This window comes from Chitinophaga sp. sic0106, assembly GCF_019219075.1.
Classification (GTDB): domain Bacteria; phylum Bacteroidota; class Bacteroidia; order Chitinophagales; family Chitinophagaceae; genus Chitinophaga.
The window spans coordinates 42,608-63,058 of the sequence record NZ_JAHUWJ010000009.1 but is presented as its reverse complement, the minus strand read 5'-3'; the positions used below and the strand labels follow the sequence as shown (position 1 = coordinate 63,058).

Sequence of the window (20,451 nt, the reverse complement as noted above, 5' to 3'; positions counted from 1 at the left end):
TTACTTCGCTCCAATCACCTTAATCCAGCTCACTCCCGGCGGCTTCGTAGTAGCCGGCAGCGTAATCCCGATCCAATCGAGCACACTGGCCGCCACATCCAAATTACATGGCCCAGGCGTAGTACCCATTACCAGGTTAAATGCATCCCAGCTGGGCCTGCCCGTTACGGTGAAATTCTTTTTGCTGGCACTGCGGTCATACAGTGTATTTCCCAACTCCTCATCTCCCGACCAGTTACCGATTACATTGGCTGCATATGGACTGGCAGGATTTACATCATACGATTTGGCGTTCGTAAGGATCACGTCATCCGGCAGCACCGTATTGTAGATATGCACATCAATCATGTACATATCGATTTCGTTGTTATCGTTGTAAATCACCGGGCGATAACCGATGACCAACGGCGCCAGCGATTCTATTTTCGGCTCTCCTTTTTTGATAGTGGTAGTAGCTTTGGCGGTACCATCTATATAGGCGCTTGCCGTATAGGTATGCCCGTTAGTAGCATCGTAGGTATGTTTCAGTGTAGCCGTAATCGCATGCCAGTTCCCATCGCTGATGCCTACACCAGGGCGTACCTCGTTGGCATTTTTACCGTCCTGGTAAGCAAACGCAATGTTGGTACCATCTCTGTAAAAGCCCCATCCGGCAATAGTGCCATCCAGTGAATCGATCTTACTGAGGAAAGGCGGATAGCTGTAGGTATAGTTGCCCCGTGGTCCTTTATTGAAACGTACTTTCGCTTCAATCGTCATCTCTTTATCACCCAGGTTATACAATCCGCCATCATTATTTTCAGCGCGAACGTAGTTACCGGCACCACCCAAATAACGTACGCCGGTGGAATGGAACCACGGACCATCCACACGACCCGGCGTGATTACCGGACTGTAGTAGATCGTCATGTTATCCCTTTCGTAGTGCGATGCACCACCCATCCGGTTGAGGAAGCCTCCAGTGGTATTTTGAATCACTACCAGCCACTCTTCTTTTGCAGTATCCTTTCTGGCCTGCAAAGCTTTCACCACTTCACCAATGCGGGCATCCACATCCATGATGGATTGGCGATATTCCGCATTATCCAGGAAGCCTGTTTTTTTGCCGGCAACAGCAGGTCCGTTGAAATTAACGATAACGATATCCGGATCTGCATTTGCTAATTCTTTTACCGCTTCCTCCGCCACACCTTTATCCCCTTTGGCAACATCTACATTCACGATTTTATCGGCCACGTTCATCGTGAAATAGTTGAGATCAGCCCATTGCGAGATACTGGTGATCTTAGCGCGGTTATTATCTTCCTTGATATAATACAAAAAGCTGTTGTAGTATTTAATCGGATCATGACTACCTTCCACTGAACGTGGAATAAGCGTGCTGTCTATCACCTTATGCGCCTGCACCGGGAACCCGGTCATCAGCGTGGACCAGGTAGCGCCGGCACTGTTGATGGTATCATTCATCCCGTTAAACGTATACGTACTTTTCGGCAGCAGGCCTGCAATCACCGGTGGCTTGTACGTATCCACCAGGTGAGCAATGGCGCCATCAACACCGATGATCAGCACTTTCCTTTCTTTCAGACTCGGATTACCGATCAGCTGTGCGGACGTATCCGTATCATAACGCACAGGGGCCACCGTTTCCCTTGTACAGGCGGTAAAACCGATCATTGCCGCAAACACACCCGCCACGCCGTATTTCATATAATTTGTCAATAATTTCTGCATAAGATACATTCGTTAAGAATGAAACAATCCGTTAAAAGAATTTGAGCCAGAGGCGACCACCAATTTCCCAGTCGGGATTCAGTTCGAGGTTGAGCCAGTAAGCAATCTGATAACACAGCTCCGTGTTGTTAGGCGGATTCTGTTTATCCGCATTACCGGAACAAGGCAGCACATAGTTCATAGCTTCCCAGGAGAACACACCGTTTACCTTAAAGTCCTTGCCCGCAGCTGCCGGCACGGCGTTTCTGATCACATTGCCTTTGCGTTCATTCATTGGCCACCAGCCGATGAGTTTAGAGAGATACGGGTGCTGATCCAATACATTCGTGCAGCTGAAAGCAGCGATGGTAGCAGCGGGAAGGGTATCTGCCCAAAACCGTACATCAGACATGTAAACAGTAACAGGCGTATTGATAGAACCCGGAATGAAGCCGATAGTAAGCGGCGCCGGACTATTCAGATTACCAAATTCCGTTATGGTGTTGGTACCGTTATACTTACCGTCTGTATAGGTGGAGCATACTCTTACGTTGTTGGCTTTGGTAGCAAACACACAAGTGAGGTGATGCCAGTTACCATCATTGATATCGGCACCTTTCGCCTGTATATTCTTAGTAGCACCAGTACCGGACAGGTTCACCTGCCAGTAGTTGCCTTCCTGGAAAAATGCCCATCCTACCTGACCTACTGCAAAGCTGGCGCGCTTGGATAAGAAAGCAGGATAAGTAGGGTTGCTCCCTTTAGGCGTCTTAATCTTACACTCCACTGTAAACTGATTCGCAGAAGCCGGTGCACCAATGTTGTACATCGAGGCATCATTCAGCACGGCATTCACCGTTTTCTCATTCTGCTCGTTGAACTTGATGCTGGCAGCAATAGTTTGCGGCTGATCAATCTGGTAGCGGAACAGATCCGGGCAATAGTACAGGGAAAAACTGTTCATCTCCGCATCGCTGTCGGAGCCATAGGATTTATCGATACCACCGTGGGTAGACTGCACAATCACCAGCCAGTTTTCATTCTGATAATCCGGGCGTTTGTTAATGGTCTTCAGCAGCTCACCAATATAGGCATCCACCTGGTTGATAGCAGCAGCATATTCCGGTATATAACTGTAGTAACCGAATTGCTTACCTGCCTTATTGATCCCGTTGAATTGCACAAACATCAGGTCCAGACTATCTTTCTGCAGGCGGTTCACCGCTGAATCCAGAACAGTTTTATCATCATCTTTAGTTGTTATTTTCACCGCAGCATCTGCCAGCAGGGTTTTGTTCACTGCCTCCCACGCCGTTACAGATATGGCTTTCAGCTCCCGCTTACCGGTTTTTTTGATGAGGCTCAGGAAAGGCGCATACCTGGCACCACTGGTGGACCTTGCCACCAGCGAGCTGTCGCGGATTTCATTTTTTGCGTAAGGTACGCCGGTGTATAAAGTGGCCAGCGAAGCGCCATCGGTAGTAACCGTATCGGCTTTAGTATCATAACTGTACGTGCTATGTGCCATCATTTGCGTAATAACCGGCGGCGCCACAGCTTTTACCTGTTTACCGGCCAGGCCGTCCACCACAATCACCAGCACTTTACTTTTATCGGTAAATTTTGGCTTGTCGGCCGTATCACCCGGCACCTCGCCTATTTTGGAGCAGGCCGTTGCCAGTATAGCTATGATAGCGGCACCTCCCAGGATATATTTCACTTTTTTCATGCTTTCTTTTTTAGGTAGATGTTAAACCAGCAGGATTAGCGGATATCGTTTAACCATATCTGTTCGGTCAGCAGCGGCAGCCCCAGGCCCATGACCTCTCCCCTCGCGGTGGGCGACACATTAATGCCCCAGTAGCGGAAGAACGGATAGAGATCTTTTTGGGCATACTTGCTGGCAGCCACGTAGAAGAAATCCTTTTTCACCACGTCGATATAAATTTCACGCTCGGTGTGGCGCGCCTCACGGCAGATGGAACCCATCATACCGTAACCGTATTTCTGGAACAGTTGCACAAATGGCGTCAGCCGCTGAAATACATCCGTTAGCGTTACAAAAGTTTTACCGGTACTGTCTTTTTTAGCGAAATCGAGCGACGGCTGCACGAAGTTTTGCTCCGCATCGTATATGCGTGGAGGTTTGGTACCAAAGCGGTTGGCGATCTTGAACACAAACAGGTTGTTGGAAGTTTCGGTGAGTGCATCCGCGCCGCCCCAGCTCCAGGTGTTGATCATCTGGTAGTTGTGCCCGATTTCGTGGCAAGGGCCCCAGCTGGCGCCGCGACTAATCACTGCGGTATCCAGGAAGTCGGCATGCCAGTCGAGATAAGCCATACAAGGATAGCCGCTATGGCCGCTACCTAAAGAGATCTGGATGTCCAGCACAAAGCGGTGCGGGGTACCAGGCGCCTGATCAATAGGATCGATCGGATTATCAGACAGGCCATACCAGTCGTTGTAATCTTTTTCAATCACGTCATCCCATTTTTTCATGACTGCTTCGGCGTTGAAGGTATTCAGCAGCCCCACCAATACCTTACGATACATCGTTATGATGAACCGCTTTCCGCGCAATTCCACCACCGGAACCTGCGATTTGCGAACGGCTTCTTTCCAATCAGCGTCGGTAGTTTCTCCCAAAACAAAATCCGGCGACTTACAAACATTACTGAAGGTAACGGTGACTTTTTTAGGAGCCGGCCCGGTAGGTATCAGGTAGATAGGACCGCCGTAGATATTGCGGATATAGTTTACACCCGGCAGCACCGTTTTACGGGTAACGATCACGCCTGCACGAAGCTGCGGCATTTTACCATTGATATTATCCGTATGGGCGCCCACCTGAACGGTCATACCCTCGGTACCTTGCGGCACCACGATCTTGATCAGCTCACCAGGGCCTGCGTAAAAACCGGTACTGAACCAGTTGCCCGGAGGTGACGCGATGCGCAGCTGCGGTGACACCAATTTATAGTTGAGATCAATGGTTACGGAAGTATCCATCAGGCGCGGTTCCACCACAGACACCAGGCCCGGGAACTTACGTGCATCCGTAAACCCGCTGCTGTCGATGCGCGACAAGCTGGTATCGATACCGCCTATGCCGGTAGTATCCTCTGCCAGTGGCTTATCGTAACCATTTTCATAATTATATTCCTTTGTACAGGCCATTAGCAGACTTCCCATCATCAGTACACCGGCCAAAGGTTTTATGTTGAATAATTTCATGTCGGTTATTTTAGTTGATAAAAGCACATTACTGGTTGATCTGCGGGAAATCGCGATAGGTAGCCGGCCATGTTTTACCGTCCAGCTTCCAGTCCAGGCTCACAGGCTGTTTCATCCAGTTGTAGATCACCATCGGTACGTCTACCGGGTTTGGAACATATCTTTCGAAATTAGGTATGGCCGGGTAGAGGTAACCGCTCGGATCTGCAAATTCATCCCAGGTGTAGGTGCCTACCAGGTTGTAGTTGCGTTTGTAGGGCGACTGATCCACGAACTGTTTGCCATTGCCTTCCATGCAGGACCAGTAGCCGATCAGCTTATTATAGTAAGGATGTGATTTGTTGATACTGGTTCTTTCTGCCCAAGTTTTAATCACTTCTTCCGGCAGTGCAGCCTCCCAGATACGCACATCTGTAATGTAGGCATTGAGCCAGGTGGTGCTGAATACTTCAGGGAAAGGACCAATGATGGTATTGACAGTGGAAGTGATGCTGGCAAATTTCGCATTGGCAATGGAGCCGCTTTTTACCAGCTTGCCATCTACATAAAAGGTGGTCATCAGGGAAGTGCCGCTTGGGCGTACCACACCGGTGAGTGCATGCCAGTTACCATCCGGATAGGTAGGATCAGATGGGAGCTCTGATTTCACCGTGCCATCTGCTACGTAAAACGCGAATTTCTCACCATTGCGGAAAAAGGCCCAGCCAGCGGTGGTACCTGATCTGGCAGATGTTTTACCAAAAAATGGCGGGTGGCCGTAACTGTAGTTACCGGAAGCATTTTTCAGCATTTTTATTTTGCATTCAAACGTCATTTCTTTTGTGGTGATATTGAATGCACCGGCATCATTGAGTTCAGCGCGATTAAAAGCACCGGCGGTTTTGGGATCTCCCTGCATGCGTACCGCTTTACCTTCATAGGCTACACGGATCTTTTCAGGTCTGGCGATAGGCGCTGCTACAAACCTTGGATTATAGAAGAAAGTAAAGCTGTTTACTTCCGGCATGCTGAATACGGTACCGTCGTCTTCTGCTGCGGGCAGCGTCCATTTACCGCCTTTATTGGAGGTAACGATCACCAGCCAGTCTTCCTTACCGTAATTTTTACGGGCGCGCAGGGCGCTCAGGAGTTTACCTACCTGCTGATCTGCTTTTTGAATGGCTGCCACGTATTCAGGAATGGATTCATCGTAGCCGTATTGCTTACCGGCTTCGTCCACATCGTTATATTCAGCGAAGATGATATCTGCTTCGTCTTTTGCCAATTCGGCAACGGTATTGGTGGTCACCTCTTCATCGGTGGCCAGTACCTTGTTTACGTCCATGCTATTGCCGATCAGTTGCTGGCTCAGGGCTGCGGAGGCACAGAAGGCTGCGCTGGACTGTATAAGACCGGCTTCTTTGAGGCGTTTGGTAAACACCGGGTAGTCGTTGAGGTTAGCGGTGGACAGATCCTCACTGGTGACACCGTTTTTAGCAGGCAGCACCCCTGTGAGCATAGCGGCCCAGTTGGCACCGTTGGTACCGGAAGCATCCGATACGCCCGCCCAGGTATATACGGCGCTGTCGCGCATGCCCCACAGCACGGCTGGCTGGAGCGAACGTACAGTATTTCCTCTCACCCCATCCAGTACAACAAACAGTACTTTTCGTTCTCCGGTAGTCAGTGCAGGATCATTTTTGTAATCGGTGCCGGACATCATATCGGATTTATCCTTGTTACAGGAAACCGTGGTGATGATAGCGGCCATTCCCAGCAATGAAATGATCTTTTTCATATGATTGAATGATTGTGGTGTTACAGATAATTATTTAGCCAGTACCAAACGGAACAGGTTACCAACAGTGGTGTTATCGAATGAAGGAATGAATCCGTAAATCAATACTGCTGTTTCACCTTCCGCAGAGGTAGTTTCCAACATACCTAACACCCCACCGTTTAAGTCGCCGGTGTTGTTATAGGCCGTAGCATAGGAGCCATCTGCATTCAGTATAACCAGCCCTCTTTTACTGCGGGTACCGTATTTTTCGAAGGAGCCGGTAATAACCACCATGCCGCTTTTCAGCTGCAGTGCATTGGACGGATAGCCGTTTACAAATACCTCCGTCTGGAAATTAGTTGCCGGAGAACCGTCTTCATTCAGCAACAGCACACCGTTGCAGGCCTGCCCGTTGAAGCTGGTAAACTTACCGGTGATAAGGAACTTGCGGGTAGTTTTATTAAACGTAATGGAATGAATATCTCCATTGGCACCGGCGCCCGCTTTGAAGGTATTGTCTACCTGTCCGTTTGCATCGAGGCGTATGATATTACCTGCGGCAACGCCATCAAAGCGCAGATATTTGCCTGCCAATACCAATTTCCCATCGTCCATCAGTACGGCATCCGAAACGTATCCATCGGCGCCCGGCAAACCTTCGTGGTTGGTCAGGTCGTAGTGGTAGGTGGAGTCCAGGTTACCTTCCAGGTCCATGGCTATTACGGTGTGTATTTTTCGTATATCCGTTACCTTGGCATTGCGGGTACTGGACTTATAGTAGACCTGCTGATAAAGGCTCATACTACCAAAAGCAATCACACGGCCATTATGCTCAAATATTCTGCTGGGCGAAGAGCTGGTGCCACCGTTGAAAGACGACACGGTATCTTTCGACAACGCCTCTGTCATATCCGGGAGTCCGGCATCCGGATCGTAGTTGTACTCTTCCGGGATAACGGTTTGTACAGTAGTATCTATTTTTCCGGAGATATTAATGCGTGCGAAATTGAAGAGGCCTTTTTTATAACCATAAGAGTTGAAAGGACCGGCTACAATGAAACGGCCGTCCTGCATTTCGGCGGCTGAATAGATGCTGCCATAGCGACCGGCAGCAGAGTCCGTACTCATATCGGCTACATACTGTCCATGCTTTTCGATTTTAGCGATGCCATTGAGCCAGTTGCCCTGACCGTTGCTGTTATATAAGCGGAAGTCGCCGGTGAGCAGGAAGCGGTTGTCGGAAGTAGGAATGATCTGGTAAATAATACCATCGGTACCGCTACCCGACTTAAAAGTATTATCCAGTTTAGCTTTACCGTTTACGCGAAACAGTGGTGCAGGAAATACCTGTGCGCCGATGGCGATCCATCCGGTGCCGGAGCTGGCGCTGGCCGGCACGGTGATGGTGAGCGTAGAATCGGTCACGTTGCTGATGACTGCTTCTTCTCCATTCTGAAAAAAGTGAATGGAATCTTTATACGCCAGCAGGCCTTTTACCTTATAGGTAATTTTTTCACCCGGACCACCGGAAACCGGGCTAGGCAGCGCTTCGCTGAACTTCACGCCCAACTGCGGTTTACCTCCGGCATAAGGATCAGGGAAGAATTTGTCATTATCTTTCTGGCAACCTGCTACCAGGCCGGCCGCCAGTGTGATGAACATTATTTTATTTCTCAGTGATACTGTCATGTTTGAAATTTGAAGGGTGACTACTTACCGGTGTAACCATAAAACAGGCAGCGATTGTAAAAATCAAACACCGAAAATCCGAAGTCGTGCGTGGCGGTGGCCAGTGCATGCACCACACCATTGGTGGGCTCAATATTCACCGATGCTACCGCTGAACTCATGAAGCCACCGGATTGCTGCGGTGTAGGCACATAGGACAGATACAGCTGCCTGTATCCCACGTATTTCGCGGAGCCCTCATCGTGGTATACCACCCCGATATGCATAATCACATCATCATAGGATTTCATGTACACACCCGGATAGGTGGTGAAAAATGCCCAGTCGACCTGTGGAAAATCATTCAGCTTATATTTCCCGCGGAAAATATATTTCCCCAGCATTTCCCGCCACAGTGCTGCCGGCACCTGTTCCAGCGTTTTGATAGTATCCTTTCCGGACTGGTACAAAAACGCGTTTGCTTCGTGAATGGTGCTGTCGATAGACATATCATTGGGTGCGAAGAATGTCACCTGTTCCTTACTCAGCACATCTTCCAGCTTGGCCAGTTTAATCACTTTCACCAATTTGGTAAAGTAGTCGCTGCGGGCTTCCAGGTACTGCATGATGGTGCCATCATATTGTCCTTTTGCCAGACCGGTATCCTGGTAATAATCCTTTTTGCAGGCACCCAACAGCATGATTACTGCTGCCACACCGATTACGATAAAGAAGTTATGTTTTTTCATTTTCAGCTGTGTTTAGGTTTAGCGCCAATATTCGTTGAGTGTCATTAATGGGTTATTACTGAGTGCACTTTCATCGATAGGCCATGTCCATGCGCCGCGCAGGAAGGCTGACTGGCTGATAGGTGCGGTGCAGTATTCTGAGTTCAGGATACGGTGCGTGCGTACCAGGTCGTAGTAGGCATGTCCTTCACCCATGAGCTCTTTGGCGCGCTCCCAGAAGATGGCATCTTTGAGGGCTTCACCGCCGGCACCCACGTACAACGGTGTTTCTGCCCTTGCGCGTATCAGGTTCATCAGGCGGATAGCTTCCGGCTCAGTAGCACTACCCAATTCCGCGTTGGCCTCTGCCGCGAGCAGAATAGCGTCTGACAAACGGAAAAAGATCAGGTTACCATCAAAAGCAATATTGCTACCTGCGTTAGCGGCAAACTTGCGGAACTCCACCAGGTTACCATTGGTATACAAGGTGTTTACATCAAACCAGAGGTCCCTTCTTTTATCGGCCACGCCCAGCGGATACATCTTCTTCATAGCTGCTGCTACAGGAGCTACATAGGCATAACCACTACCAGCCCCATGTTCCAGCACGTTATCGTTGAGGTACTGATAACCCAGGCCTCTTACTTCTCCATAGTTCACGTTCTGGGTAAATTCAAATAATCCTTCTTCACTACCGCCTCTGAAGAGCGTTTTAAATTCGGAAATCGTCAACAGGCGGTAGGCGCCGTTGTTTTTCTCCAGCAGCTCCTTGCCCAGGTCCACGGTAGCCTGGTAATACTTATCCTTGTTCACCTCATCAAAACCTGCATTCCACATGTTCATGTGCATCATCAGGTCCAGTGCGGCGCCACGGGTAGGCCTTACCGCTTTCATTTTGGTATTGGTATATGCCCAGGGCAGGTCATCTTTCACTGCTGCCAGGTCGGCAATGCAGGCGTTGAGCACATCCACAAATTTGGTACGGCCAATGATTTTATCGAAGTAAGGTTCATTGTAATAAGGCACGTCGCCGTATAAACGAACCATGATAAAATAGAGGAAGCAGCGCATCCATACGCCCTCTGCGCGATAACGGCGTTTATCCTCATCCGATAGTTCGGCTTTGGAAATATCCATCACGTTATCCTGCAGAATGCCGGCGGCCTGTATCACTTTGAAGTAGGGCGCCCATTTGCGGATTTCATCGAAATGGAAAAAGCCATTCCAATAGTCGTGCACGTTAAGCGTGCGCATATCGTTATACACGAGGTAATCGAAGTAATACCTGGTTCTCCACAGGCTCACTGATCGCGCTGTTTGGCGGTACACACCGCAACGGAATTCTGCTGCCAGGAAAAAGGAGTTGTTCAATAATATATCTGCTGTCTCCCCGTAAAGGTTATTGGTAAAACGCTCTACGTCATCTCTCGTTTTCCAGAAACTAGCACCGGACTCCTTCACAGGACTTTCCGCGTCCAGGAATTTTTTACAGCCCGACTGGCTGGTGCAGAGCAATACTGCCATTCCTATCCCGATTAGTAAACGCTTCATATATCTGGGTTTAATTGCTTGATTCGTTAAGGTTAAGTTTAGAACTGTACGTTAAGACCTACGGTCACTGTTTTACGTACCGGGTAGCCATCTTTCTGGTCGCGGCCCAGGGCAGATACTGCTTCCGGGTTAGGACCACTGTATTTGGAGAAGATGAACGGATTGGTAACAGTTAAATAGGATCTGCAGGAGGTTACTCCCCAACGGATCGTTCTGTCGCGCGGGATGGTGTATGACAGCGTGATGGTCTGTATTTTGAAATAAGAACCATCTTCTTCAAACAGTGTCTGGTCTACCCGATAAGGGCGCACCTGTCCCTGGCGTACATAGTCAAACGGATTCGGGTATTTGGCTATATCTCCGTTTTTGCTCCAGTAGTTATAATCATCCAATGGTACCAGCGCCACTTTGCTGTTGGTAGGATCGGCATATCCTTCAAAGCGATATTGCACCGCGTTATTCAGGATAGTTCTGATAGCTGTATAGCTGGCGGTCACGTTCATGGACCAGGCGCCATAAGTCAGGAAAGAAGTGATACCACCGGTAATCAGCGGCTGGCTATTTCCTGCGTAGATATAATCCAGTTCATCGATGATGTAATCCCCGTTGAGATCTGTCCATACCGGATCACCCGGGCGACCCAGCATCAGCTGATCACCTTTGTAATTCAATACCATGATAGGGCGGCCGGTGGCAGGATCTACCTGTACATTGGCCATAGTAGAGTAAGCGCCACGGGTGTTGAGCAATACGTTGGTGAATACGTTACGGCCTACACGGCGGAGCAAGCTTTGTCTGTTTGTACTATCATAATCCATCAGTTCTCTGGCACCATTAGGGAGATATCGTACATAGTCCTTGTTGATGGCACCGTTAAAACTCACTGTCCACTGAAGTTTGCTGGTTTTAGGAAGCGGGCGGTAGGTGAAGTCCCATTCGTAACCGATGTCCATCATACCGGCATCATCGCTCCATGTTTTCTCGAAGCCGCTGGTGTTAGGCAGGTCAATGCGGATAAGGCTGTTATCCACATATTTCAGGTAGGCATCCATCATGATGTTCAGCTTACCGTTCCACAAACCGATGTCGATACCGGTATTGTATTGCGTGGTAGATAATGCGCGCAGGTGGTTATTAGGCAACAGGCCATAGTCGATACCACTCATCGGCTTATCGTTATAGCGGCCACCGTTGCGGTCATCGTAGGTACCGTATGCGTAGAAGATGTTACCCTGCGGCACTACGTTACGGCCCCAGGTGAAACGGATATCCGCGTAGTCGAGCCAGGTTTTATCCTTGAAGTAGTTTTCCCTGTTGATGTTCCATTTCAGCCCAAAGGAAGGGTTGTTGGAGTAAGGCGTTTTACGACCCAGTTTTGAAGATGCATCTCTACGGAAGGAAACATCCACGATGTACTTGTTCATGAAGCTGTAGGTAGCACTACCGGCCAGTCCCATGTCGCGTTCGTCCGTAGCATTGTCCAGCACACCACCGCTGCTGAAGCTGGCAGATGATCCCAGCGGGCCTTTCAGCTCATCGCTGGCAGTACCGCGCAGGCGTAGCTTGCTGGCCTGGGAGCCTGATTTTCTTAACTCATTGAAGAAGTAAAAACTCAGGTTATGCTTTTCGTTGATAGTTTTGAAATAGTTCAAACCACTGCGGCTGTACAAGGTATGACGGCGGCCATTATACGCCGTTACCTCATCAAAGTTGTTGTTGATGGCAGCAGGGATGAAGTTATCTTCAGTTTCACCGGTGTAGTTGTAGCTGAAGTTGCTGGTGGCATGCAGACCGTTGAGTATTTCATAATCCACATCCACACTGCTGAGGATATTGGCAGTTTTGTTGATGTTATCATTACGCAATGCCGCTACCGCATTGGCAGATGCAGAGTAGAATGCCGGCGCCGGCAACAGCGACGACTGGTTACCTGCCTTACCTACATCCGACTGCGTGATACCGTTACCGCTACCCTTGCTGTTTTGCCCCATGGCAGCCTGTATAGAAGCATATACTTTCAGGCGGTTGGTTGGGCGGTACTGCATGTTGGTGTTCATGTTATAGCGGTTAAAATCTGTATTTTTCAGGATACCGCTTTCCTTGTAGTAGCCGAGGTTCACTTTATAGTTAAAGCGATCGTCACCACCGGAAACACTCATGTTATGGGTAGTATTGTAGGTGTATTTGTAGAACAGGCCCTGCCAGTCGGTAGAGTTGTTATAATAAGGATTCAGGGAATCAGCCAGGAAGGGAGTGCCGTTGATCAGCTCCTTTGCCCATGATAGTGTATCCGTATAGTTTAGTATCTGATTGATGCGCATGCGGCGCTCTTCGTTACCACCAATTACTTTACGCAAGGTTGGCGGGATGCTCACGAAAAAGTTGCCCGTGTAGGATACGATCGGCACTTTGGACTTTCCTCTTTTGGTGTTGATGATCATTACACCGTAGGCACCTCTGGAGCCGTACAAAGCAGTAGCCTGGGCATCTTTAAGGATTTGCACGCTTTCGATATCTTCCTGGGGAATCAGGGAGAGGGGGTTCAAACCCGGACCTGCCTGGTTGAAGCCATATTCGAAATTGGTGTTGGGATCTACCGGTACCCCGTCGATCACGAACAGCGGGGAGGTAGGTGTGAGGAAAGCGTTATCGCCGGAGCCGGTGATGCTCATGGTACTCAAACCACGCATCTGGATGGTACCGGCATAACCAGGGGCACCTGTGTTGTTCTGGATGTTCAACCCTGCCACCTTACCTTGCAGCAGTTCCATTACGTTTGCTACCGGAGCGTTTTGCAGTTCTTTACCGGAGATCAGCACCGTAGAACCGGTCACTGTTTCGCGGGATTTACGCTGGTAACCGATCACCACCTGTTCGTTCAGTTTATTTTCTTTCACGAGCAGGTATATACGCATCAGCTCTGTTTTCGCTTTTACTTTCATGGGGTTGTAACCCATGGACTGAAAAGTTAACTCCGCGCCTTCCGGTACCACTACTACGAAACTACCGTCGGCGCCGGTGGTACCTACCCCTTTGGGCGGCTTACCTACCAGAATGGGTACGCCCGGAATACCCGTATTGGCGCCCTTTTCGTAAACAATCCCCCGTACGGTTACCATATTCGTTTGTGCAGTTGCACAAACGCTCCACAGTAAAGCCAGTACCGTTAAGAGTTGTTTTATCTTCCCTGGTATAATTGCAGACTTATACATTAAGGTTTGATTTTTATCATTGATAATTTAAGTTCAGTGTTCACCCGCCAATTAGTTATTGCGGAAATCAGGATTACCTCTGTAAAACCAGAAGATAATTTTCCAGGCGCCTGGCTCGTGGATTTTGAATAAGGTACCGATGGTACAATCCTGACGGATGCCGCCTGCGCCGATGCGGTTAAAGCTAAATAAGCTTTGGGCATACAGTCCGTTTACAATGGTATATTGCGTGGTAATGCCTGCCAGCGGTATAGGATAGGCTACCTGGTAGGTAACGCTTTCACCGGTAAATACCGGCTCACCAAAGTGGTGGCATACTTTTTCCCATTGGGTACTGTTGAACTTTTTAGGATCGATTGGTGCATAGGCAGAATCACGGAATTCAAACGTGAGTGAATTTTCTGTGCTTTTAAGGTCTTTGTAAAAAACCATTTGTACATCCGAAGAGCTGAGGTAGCTATCGTCGTTATAGTTTTTGATACCACTTACCACAGAAGGGCGCAGTGTGCCATAGGAGTTACCTGTTACCGGATCGATGTTACTCGGCTCAAATGGTTGCGGGCGCAGTGGTTGCAGCTCCATGTTATGAATCACTTTGGAACCGCCGGAGTTGGATACTTCCACATCAAATTTGTATCCTTTATGTGGCTGCACTTTCACGGCGTTGAGATATTGCTGATCCTGGGGTGTCCAGAATACCAGCTGCCCGGAATGCTCCCGCACTTCAAACAGGTGGTGCTTTTCTATCACCCTTTTCTTTTCTACCTCTTCGCGGGTTTTCTCCAGGCCGGTGTAGGCTTCTTTCCAAACCAGCACATCAAAGGTTTTATTAAAGAGATCCACTGTATCGCCTGTTTCAGCATCTCTTACGCTGAGCATTTTAAACGTCAGGGGCAGTGTGGAGTTGTCGGCATTGAAGATGGTCGCAAACGGATCGTTAGGCATCACCGTGGTGCGGCCCAGTATAGGCTGGAAGTTGGATTGGGTATATCCTGCTCCCTTGCTGAGATAATCGGCATCCGCAGGCAGTTTGATACATGCATGCAGCAGGCCCATCGTCGTTATTGCTAAAAGTAATTTTTTCATTGGTACATCATTTATGAGCGTTCAGCAATCGGGTTTACTTGTTAAAGCGGGTGATGAATTCATTGAATCCAAATTCATGATCACCGCTCAGCACGTGCACTACGCCATTGCGCAGGTAAGTATCCATGGACATGGTGTTGGCTCTTACCCACTTGTTGATATAGAATGAACCTTTGGTATCGCTGTAAATAATATACTTGGGACCACCTGCTGCCATGCCGGAAGCCGTTTCCGTAAACAGCTGCATGTTGGAACCGCCACCGTATTTGAGTGAGGTGGTGGTGAAGCCATCAGGATAAGGTGCCAGGCTATCCGTGGTAAAAAATCCAGGAACGATATAGCGGCACATCAGGGTATCGAGGTTTTGCTGATCGAGTGAGCTCAGATTCACCGGGGCTTTCCCCTGTTTCTGGCGCAGGATGTTTAAGTTGCGCAGCGCCGCAGTATAGCTGGCGTTGGTAAGTGCAAACACGGTTACCTTGGTGCTGCTGAGGATACGCTTCAGCCCTACCCTGTCGATCACCAGTATCATAGAATCATATACGCCCGGCTTACTTTGCAGATAGTCGTATACGTTAGCATCTATCTGCGGCGGTTGTTTTACGTAGTTGATGTATCCGCCATCTTTCTGGCAGCTGGCCACCAGCACTACTGCCAGCAGCAGCAAACAGAGATATTGAAAAATTTGGTTTCTTTTCTGCATGGCACTAATTATTTATTCCAATAAGAATTTTGTGTGAGCTTAGGATTGGCCGACATTACGTCTTCCGCTACCGGCCAGTAGATAGCGCCATTCTGCACCATTGCTGCGAAGGCCGGATTGGCGGCCGGACGCAGGCGTGCATAGCGCACCTGGTCATACCAGCGCCACCCTTCTCCCAGGAGCTCTCTTCTTCTCTCCTTAAAAATTTCATCCAGAATATCCACTCCATTGAAGGTAGGGCTGGGGATACCGCGACTCACCATCACCTGACGCAGCCAGTTAATCGCTTCCGGTGTGTTGTTGGTGACCATGGCCGCTTCTGCACGAAGCAGCACCAGTTCCTCCATACGGGTAAACATCATGGTGGCGTTAAACATGCGGAAGGTGCCTTTATCCAGCTTACCGTCCTGCAGTACCTTGATTTTGGAGAACACCGGCGTATTGGTGTTATAGTTCACGAAGTAATATTCCGTTTTAGGATAGCCGGTGGCCAGGTCGATGCTGAAACGTTCATCCCCCGTCCAGTTGAACATACTGATGATGGTATCTTTCTGGATAAACAGGTCCGGCATCAGCTTGCTGGTAATGGGTTTAGCCAGTACATAGTCTTCCAGGTGGCCGGCAGTAATACCTTCTCCGTTATTATAATCGAAAGAGAAGTTGAGCATCTGGCTGGGGCCCATGCGGTAGAAGAAGCCGCTATCGCTTTCGCAGAGCAGCTCTGTACTGTTGGTGAAGGAGATGTCTGCTGTCTGGTAGTTGTCCAGGATGAACTGGGTATACGACATCACGTCGTTGTAACGCTGCTGCCAGGCTGCAATATGCGCCAGCACAGCGTATGCGCTGATCTTATTAAACAGGCTTCCTTTCCAGAAGCTGTAGCTCCGGTTATAATAGAGCCCTCCCAATAACGGGTCCAGGTTGCTGTAGATGACCGGCAAATTTTTGGCGGCTTCGATCAGTTCTTTTTCTGCGAAGGCCAGCACCTGTTGCTGCGGTGTTCTTGCCAGCTGCGGAAATTTACCATCGAAAGAGCTTACCACCAATGGCACATCACCCCAGATGCGGACCATATAGAAGTAGAGGAACGCGCGCATGGCCCTTACCTGTGCAATGTCCACGTTGTTGGTACTTTCAGGGTAGTATGCATCTTTTTTGATGATCTCCCCGGAGCGTTCTATAAAGAGGTTGGCAGCGTTGATGGCGGCATAAAAGCGGCGCCAGTTTTTAAGGCTCTGCAGCATGGGCAGCGATACATTCAGATCGTTGTTAACGATGGCTTTCAGATCGGTGCGGGTGATGGCAGAGAAGTCGCCCTTGCGGAACTCCCCGTACATCCAGAAGGCGGCATTGTCCGTGAGCGCGGCGCGGGAAAGACCGTACACGCCCATCAGGGCGCTACGTGCATCTTCCACGTTATTCCAGTAGTCTTTTTCACCCACCAGCCTGCTCGACGGTACATCCAGTGATTTGTTGCAGCTAACAGCCATGGCCACCAGGCCAAGTACCACCATTGCTGCTTTTATGGAGCGAGATATTTTCTTCATACTAGTATTGATTATAAATCCAGTTTCAATCCTACGGTATATGTTTTAGGTACCGGAATCGTATAGCCGTTATCGTAACCGTTGTAATAAGTCAGCTCCGGATCACCGCCTGTGTAGCCAGTGAACGTGAGAATGTTATTAGCGGTGGCGTAGAAGTAGCAACGGGTAATGGTGGGTGCTATTTTCTTCAGCAGTTTGGTAGCTGCAAAATCATATCCCAGGCTTACCGTACGGAGTTTTACGAAACTGGCTTTTTCCAGGAACAGGTCCTGATCGGCACGGAATGGAATGGTAGCACTCCATGGATTGTAAATCGGATAAGTTTTCATATCCTCGTTATGCTGCCAGTAGGTGATATCTTTTACGGAGCCCAGGTCCGTTTGTCCATCATGGTTAGCAAAGTCGAGGCGGGTAGCTGTTTTACTATTGAGAATTGATTGTCCCAATGCGTAGTACAAGCTAAAGGAGAGGTCCAGCTTACCATAGCGCAGGGTGTTGGAAATGTTCCCGAATACGGTAGGCATGCTATGTCCTGTGAGCACTTTATCCTTATCATCCACGGTGAAGTCGCCGTTTACGTCTCTCCATTTTGCATCGCCGGCTTCAAAGGCAGTGCCTTTAAAACTGAGCGGGGAACCGGTTTTGCTGTTTACCGGCACTTCTGCGTTGGTATTGTAAATCCCTTCATTCTGATAGAGCCAGAACATATCTACTGCCTGTCCAACTTCGAAATGGCGGTCGCCGATGGTGAGTGATTTAGCGCCACCAGGGAGGGCTTTGAGGGTATTTACGTTATAGGAAGCGGTGATCTCCGGTGTCCAGGTAAATTTCTTAGTGCGCACCAGGTCTACTGCCAGGGTCGCTTCTACCCCGCTGTTATTCACGAGCATACCATTTTCGTATATGCTGCTATAACCACTTTCTGCAACGGCTGGCATAGGCGCCAGCATGTTGCGGTCATTCTTATTGTAGTAATCACCATTGATGCGTACCCTGTGATCATATAGGGAGAAGTTAGCGCCGAGGGTGAATATATCTGTCGTTGCCCACGGTATGTTCTCTCCTACCCAGCCGAACGAGTAAGGCCTGGAAAGACCCGCTACGCCTGCATACGAAGCAGCATTGCGATTGCCGGTCCAGCCCATATCCACTTTATACTGCGGGCCTGCGGCAAAGCGCTCATCACCGGGGAGGCGACCAATACGACCGTAGCTGGCGTGCAGGGTGAGGTCAGATACGCGGGTCATTGCCGGCAGCAGGTGTTCTTTCACATCCCATTCTATGCCGGCGGATGGCGACAACAGCCAGCGGTGTGCCGGGTTAATCAGGGAAGAACCATCGTTGCGCAGTGTGAGTGACAGGCGCAGGTAATTATTATATACATATTTCACGTTACCGTGGAAAGAGAGCAGCCTGGTTTTTTGTCCGTCGATGAAGCGGTACACCAGTTGATTGGCGTAGTAGAGTGGCGCCAGGTAGTTGCCGGCATCCGGGTTGGATTCCACTACGTTTACCTTGATACGATCGCTGGCGCCGTTATAGGCGCGCTGGTAGTTGTAGCGGAAATTATCCGACTGGTACATCTGTCCTGCTTCGAAGCTGAACTTATGCTGTGCAGCGGGCTGCCAGTCGTAATCTACGGTGTTTTGAAAGCCTACGCGCTGGTTGTTGCCGTAGTAGTTGGATACGTAGTTAGCGCCATCCATGAGTGTGGACGGGTAAAAGATATCGCGGTCACTTTCGTTGTAGTCGAACAGCAGGCGGGTGGTATAGCGGAGGTTCTTTACATGGAACATCAGCGAAAAGCTACCCTGGATGCTGTTGAGGTGATTTTTATCAAATCCTTTATCCAGTTCGCGCAGATAGAGGCCGTACGCGTCCTTGTTAGGTGCGAGCGGGCTGGTGATGTCCGGTACATAAGCCGTTTCAATATAACGGTCTACCATACTCGTATTGCGGTTTCTATCCAGGCGGGTGGCGTTGATGAGAGCGGAGCCCATGAGCCATTCTTTGGGCGCCATGTTCACGAGGAAGTTCGCGTTATATTTATCCAGCCGGGTATTATCAGCGATACCATTGGCGGTAGTTTTATCTGCGAAGAAGCGGAAGTTCGCTCTTTCGGAGCCCCCGGAGATGGCGGCATTGATACCGTGGCTGGTGGTGTTCTGAAAGTAGAGATCCGTCCAGTTGGCATTACCATAATAGGCGGCGTTGGAGGAGTCGCGCAGGTATGGCGGGAATGCCAGTGAGTCCGCGGTGGTAGCATACTTATCGTAGTATGGTTTACGTGCGCGGTTTTCGTACTGGCCGTTGGTGGTAAACACCGGATCGTAGAGGTTTACACCGAAGTAGCTGTTGATGCTGATCTTACGTTTACCGAAGGTGGGCGTTTTGGTGATGATGTTGATGACGCCGTTGGCGGCTCTGGGTCCGAACAGGCCGATGGCGGCGGCATCTTTATATACGTCTATGGACTGTACGTTATCGAGGTTGATGATATTGAGCAGGTTGATAGCGGGGCCGAGGCGGTTTTTATCATTTACCTGCACATCAAATACCATGGAGTTATCGGAAATGAGGGGGATACCGTTGAGGTATACGGCGGGTTGCACCTGGTATACATCCTGCTTGGAAAGCAGTGGCATGGCGAGTCCGCGGATATACATGAACTGTTCTGTTCCGGGTTCTCCGCTGGGCTCCTGTACGTAAAGTCCTCTGATATTACCTTTCACCGACTGCTGAAGGGAGGTATATGGGTAGAGGGCTACCTGTTTTACGTTCAGGGTATCGGCGTTGGTAAATGCTGCGGGGGACTGCCGTTTATCAAAGACCCTTACCACTTCATTGGTCACGGTGCTGTCGGCAGCAACTGGTAAGGAATCCTTATTAACAGGAGGTAAAGTATCCCTTGCAGGTAACGGGAGATTTAGGCCTGCTGCGCTGGCGCCGTGCGGGTTCATGCACAGGGCTACCTGGAGCGTACAACAGGCTGCCACCAGCGACTGCACCCAGCGACGCTTTCTGTCAGACAACCGCATGGATAGATGATCTCTCATTGGTAAAAAAGATTTAATTGGATTATTAAGGCAACAGCGTTCCTTTCAGGCGTTTTTCAACACCTGTGCACAAGCGGAACACCGCTGTTATTCAGCGATATGTTAAGCGTTTAAATGCCGGTAAAAAGGATATTCGGGCACGCAGAGATTACGCATGCAGGATGCCTTAAGAGAATAGTAGCATTTATTCATTG

Annotated in this window: 12 protein-coding genes; all 12 read right to left on the bottom strand. The window is 49.4% G+C overall.

Annotated elements, in window-relative coordinates; genetic code table 11:
* From KW844_RS15070 to KW844_RS15015, 12 genes are read right to left on the bottom strand one after another with little or no spacing between them, the layout of a single operon-like run.
* The gene (locus tag KW844_RS15070; protein WP_218377617.1) at positions 1 to 1,734 is read right to left on the bottom strand and encodes an alkaline phosphatase family protein; all 1,734 of its coding nucleotides are present in this window, start codon (positions 1,732 to 1,734) and stop codon (positions 1 to 3) included.
* A gap of 31 nt (positions 1,735 to 1,765) precedes the next feature.
* Positions 1,766 to 3,442 (bottom strand): LamG-like jellyroll fold domain-containing protein, encoded by a 1,677-nt coding sequence (locus KW844_RS15065; protein WP_218377616.1) that lies wholly within the window; start codon positions 3,440 to 3,442, stop codon positions 1,766 to 1,768.
* Positions 3,443 to 3,477: 35 nt separating this feature from the next.
* Positions 3,478 to 4,947 (bottom strand): M60 family metallopeptidase, encoded by a 1,470-nt coding sequence (locus tag KW844_RS15060; protein WP_218377615.1) that lies wholly within the window; start codon positions 4,945 to 4,947, stop codon positions 3,478 to 3,480.
* Between the two features lie 28 nt (positions 4,948 to 4,975).
* Entirely contained in the window at positions 4,976 to 6,724 is a 1,749-nt protein-coding gene (locus tag KW844_RS15055; protein ID WP_218377614.1) for a LamG-like jellyroll fold domain-containing protein, read from the bottom strand.
* 30 nt (positions 6,725 to 6,754) lie between these two features.
* Entirely contained in the window at positions 6,755 to 8,395 is a 1,641-nt protein-coding gene (locus KW844_RS15050) for a DUF5008 domain-containing protein (RefSeq protein ID WP_218377613.1), read from the bottom strand.
* 20 nt (positions 8,396 to 8,415) lie between these two features.
* Positions 8,416 to 9,123, bottom strand: a complete 708-nt coding sequence (locus KW844_RS15045) for a fasciclin domain-containing protein (RefSeq protein WP_218377612.1) — start codon at positions 9,121 to 9,123, stop codon at positions 8,416 to 8,418.
* An 18-nt stretch (positions 9,124 to 9,141) separates the two neighbouring features.
* Positions 9,142 to 10,653: a RagB/SusD family nutrient uptake outer membrane protein gene (locus tag KW844_RS15040; RefSeq protein WP_218377611.1), complete on the bottom strand. Its 1,512-nt coding sequence runs from the start codon at positions 10,651 to 10,653 to the stop codon at positions 9,142 to 9,144.
* Between the two features lie 38 nt (positions 10,654 to 10,691).
* Positions 10,692 to 13,865, bottom strand: coding sequence for a SusC/RagA family TonB-linked outer membrane protein (locus tag KW844_RS15035; protein ID WP_218377610.1), 3,174 nt, complete (start codon positions 13,863 to 13,865; stop codon positions 10,692 to 10,694).
* A gap of 51 nt (positions 13,866 to 13,916) precedes the next feature.
* Positions 13,917 to 14,951, bottom strand: a complete 1,035-nt coding sequence (locus KW844_RS15030) for a DUF5007 domain-containing protein (RefSeq protein ID WP_218377609.1) — start codon at positions 14,949 to 14,951, stop codon at positions 13,917 to 13,919.
* Positions 14,952 to 14,985: 34 nt separating this feature from the next.
* The gene (locus KW844_RS15025) at positions 14,986 to 15,654 is read right to left on the bottom strand and encodes a hypothetical protein (RefSeq protein ID WP_218377608.1); all 669 of its coding nucleotides are present in this window, start codon (positions 15,652 to 15,654) and stop codon (positions 14,986 to 14,988) included.
* Between the two features lie 8 nt (positions 15,655 to 15,662).
* The gene (locus KW844_RS15020; protein ID WP_218377607.1) at positions 15,663 to 17,201 is read right to left on the bottom strand and encodes a RagB/SusD family nutrient uptake outer membrane protein; all 1,539 of its coding nucleotides are present in this window, start codon (positions 17,199 to 17,201) and stop codon (positions 15,663 to 15,665) included.
* Positions 17,202 to 17,212: 11 nt separating this feature from the next.
* On the bottom strand, positions 17,213 to 20,257 hold the full coding sequence (locus KW844_RS15015) for a SusC/RagA family TonB-linked outer membrane protein (protein WP_218377606.1): 3,045 nt from the start codon (positions 20,255 to 20,257) through the stop codon (positions 17,213 to 17,215).
* Positions 20,258 to 20,451 lie beyond the last annotated feature (194 nt).

Excerpts from the sequence above, each read along its gene's own strand:
- KW844_RS15070 (WP_218377617.1), bottom strand. The coding sequence starts at position 1,734 with ATGCAGAAATTATTGACAAATTATATGAAATACGGCGTGGCGGGTGTG.
- KW844_RS15065 (WP_218377616.1), bottom strand. The coding sequence starts at position 3,442 with ATGAAAAAAGTGAAATATATCCTGGGAGGTGCCGCTATCATAGCTATA.
- KW844_RS15060 (WP_218377615.1), bottom strand. The coding sequence starts at position 4,947 with ATGAAATTATTCAACATAAAACCTTTGGCCGGTGTACTGATGATGGGA.
- KW844_RS15055 (WP_218377614.1), bottom strand. The coding sequence starts at position 6,724 with ATGAAAAAGATCATTTCATTGCTGGGAATGGCCGCTATCATCACCACG.
- KW844_RS15050 (WP_218377613.1), bottom strand. The coding sequence starts at position 8,395 with ATGACAGTATCACTGAGAAATAAAATAATGTTCATCACACTGGCGGCC.
- KW844_RS15045 (WP_218377612.1), bottom strand. The coding sequence starts at position 9,123 with ATGAAAAAACATAACTTCTTTATCGTAATCGGTGTGGCAGCAGTAATC.
- KW844_RS15040 (WP_218377611.1), bottom strand. The coding sequence starts at position 10,653 with ATGAAGCGTTTACTAATCGGGATAGGAATGGCAGTATTGCTCTGCACC.
- KW844_RS15035 (WP_218377610.1), bottom strand. The coding sequence starts at position 13,865 with ATGTATAAGTCTGCAATTATACCAGGGAAGATAAAACAACTCTTAACG.
- KW844_RS15030 (WP_218377609.1), bottom strand. The coding sequence starts at position 14,951 with ATGAAAAAATTACTTTTAGCAATAACGACGATGGGCCTGCTGCATGCA.
- KW844_RS15025 (WP_218377608.1), bottom strand. The coding sequence starts at position 15,654 with ATGCAGAAAAGAAACCAAATTTTTCAATATCTCTGTTTGCTGCTGCTG.
- KW844_RS15020 (WP_218377607.1), bottom strand. The coding sequence starts at position 17,201 with ATGAAGAAAATATCTCGCTCCATAAAAGCAGCAATGGTGGTACTTGGC.
- KW844_RS15015 (WP_218377606.1), bottom strand. The coding sequence starts at position 20,257 with ATGAGAGATCATCTATCCATGCGGTTGTCTGACAGAAAGCGTCGCTGG.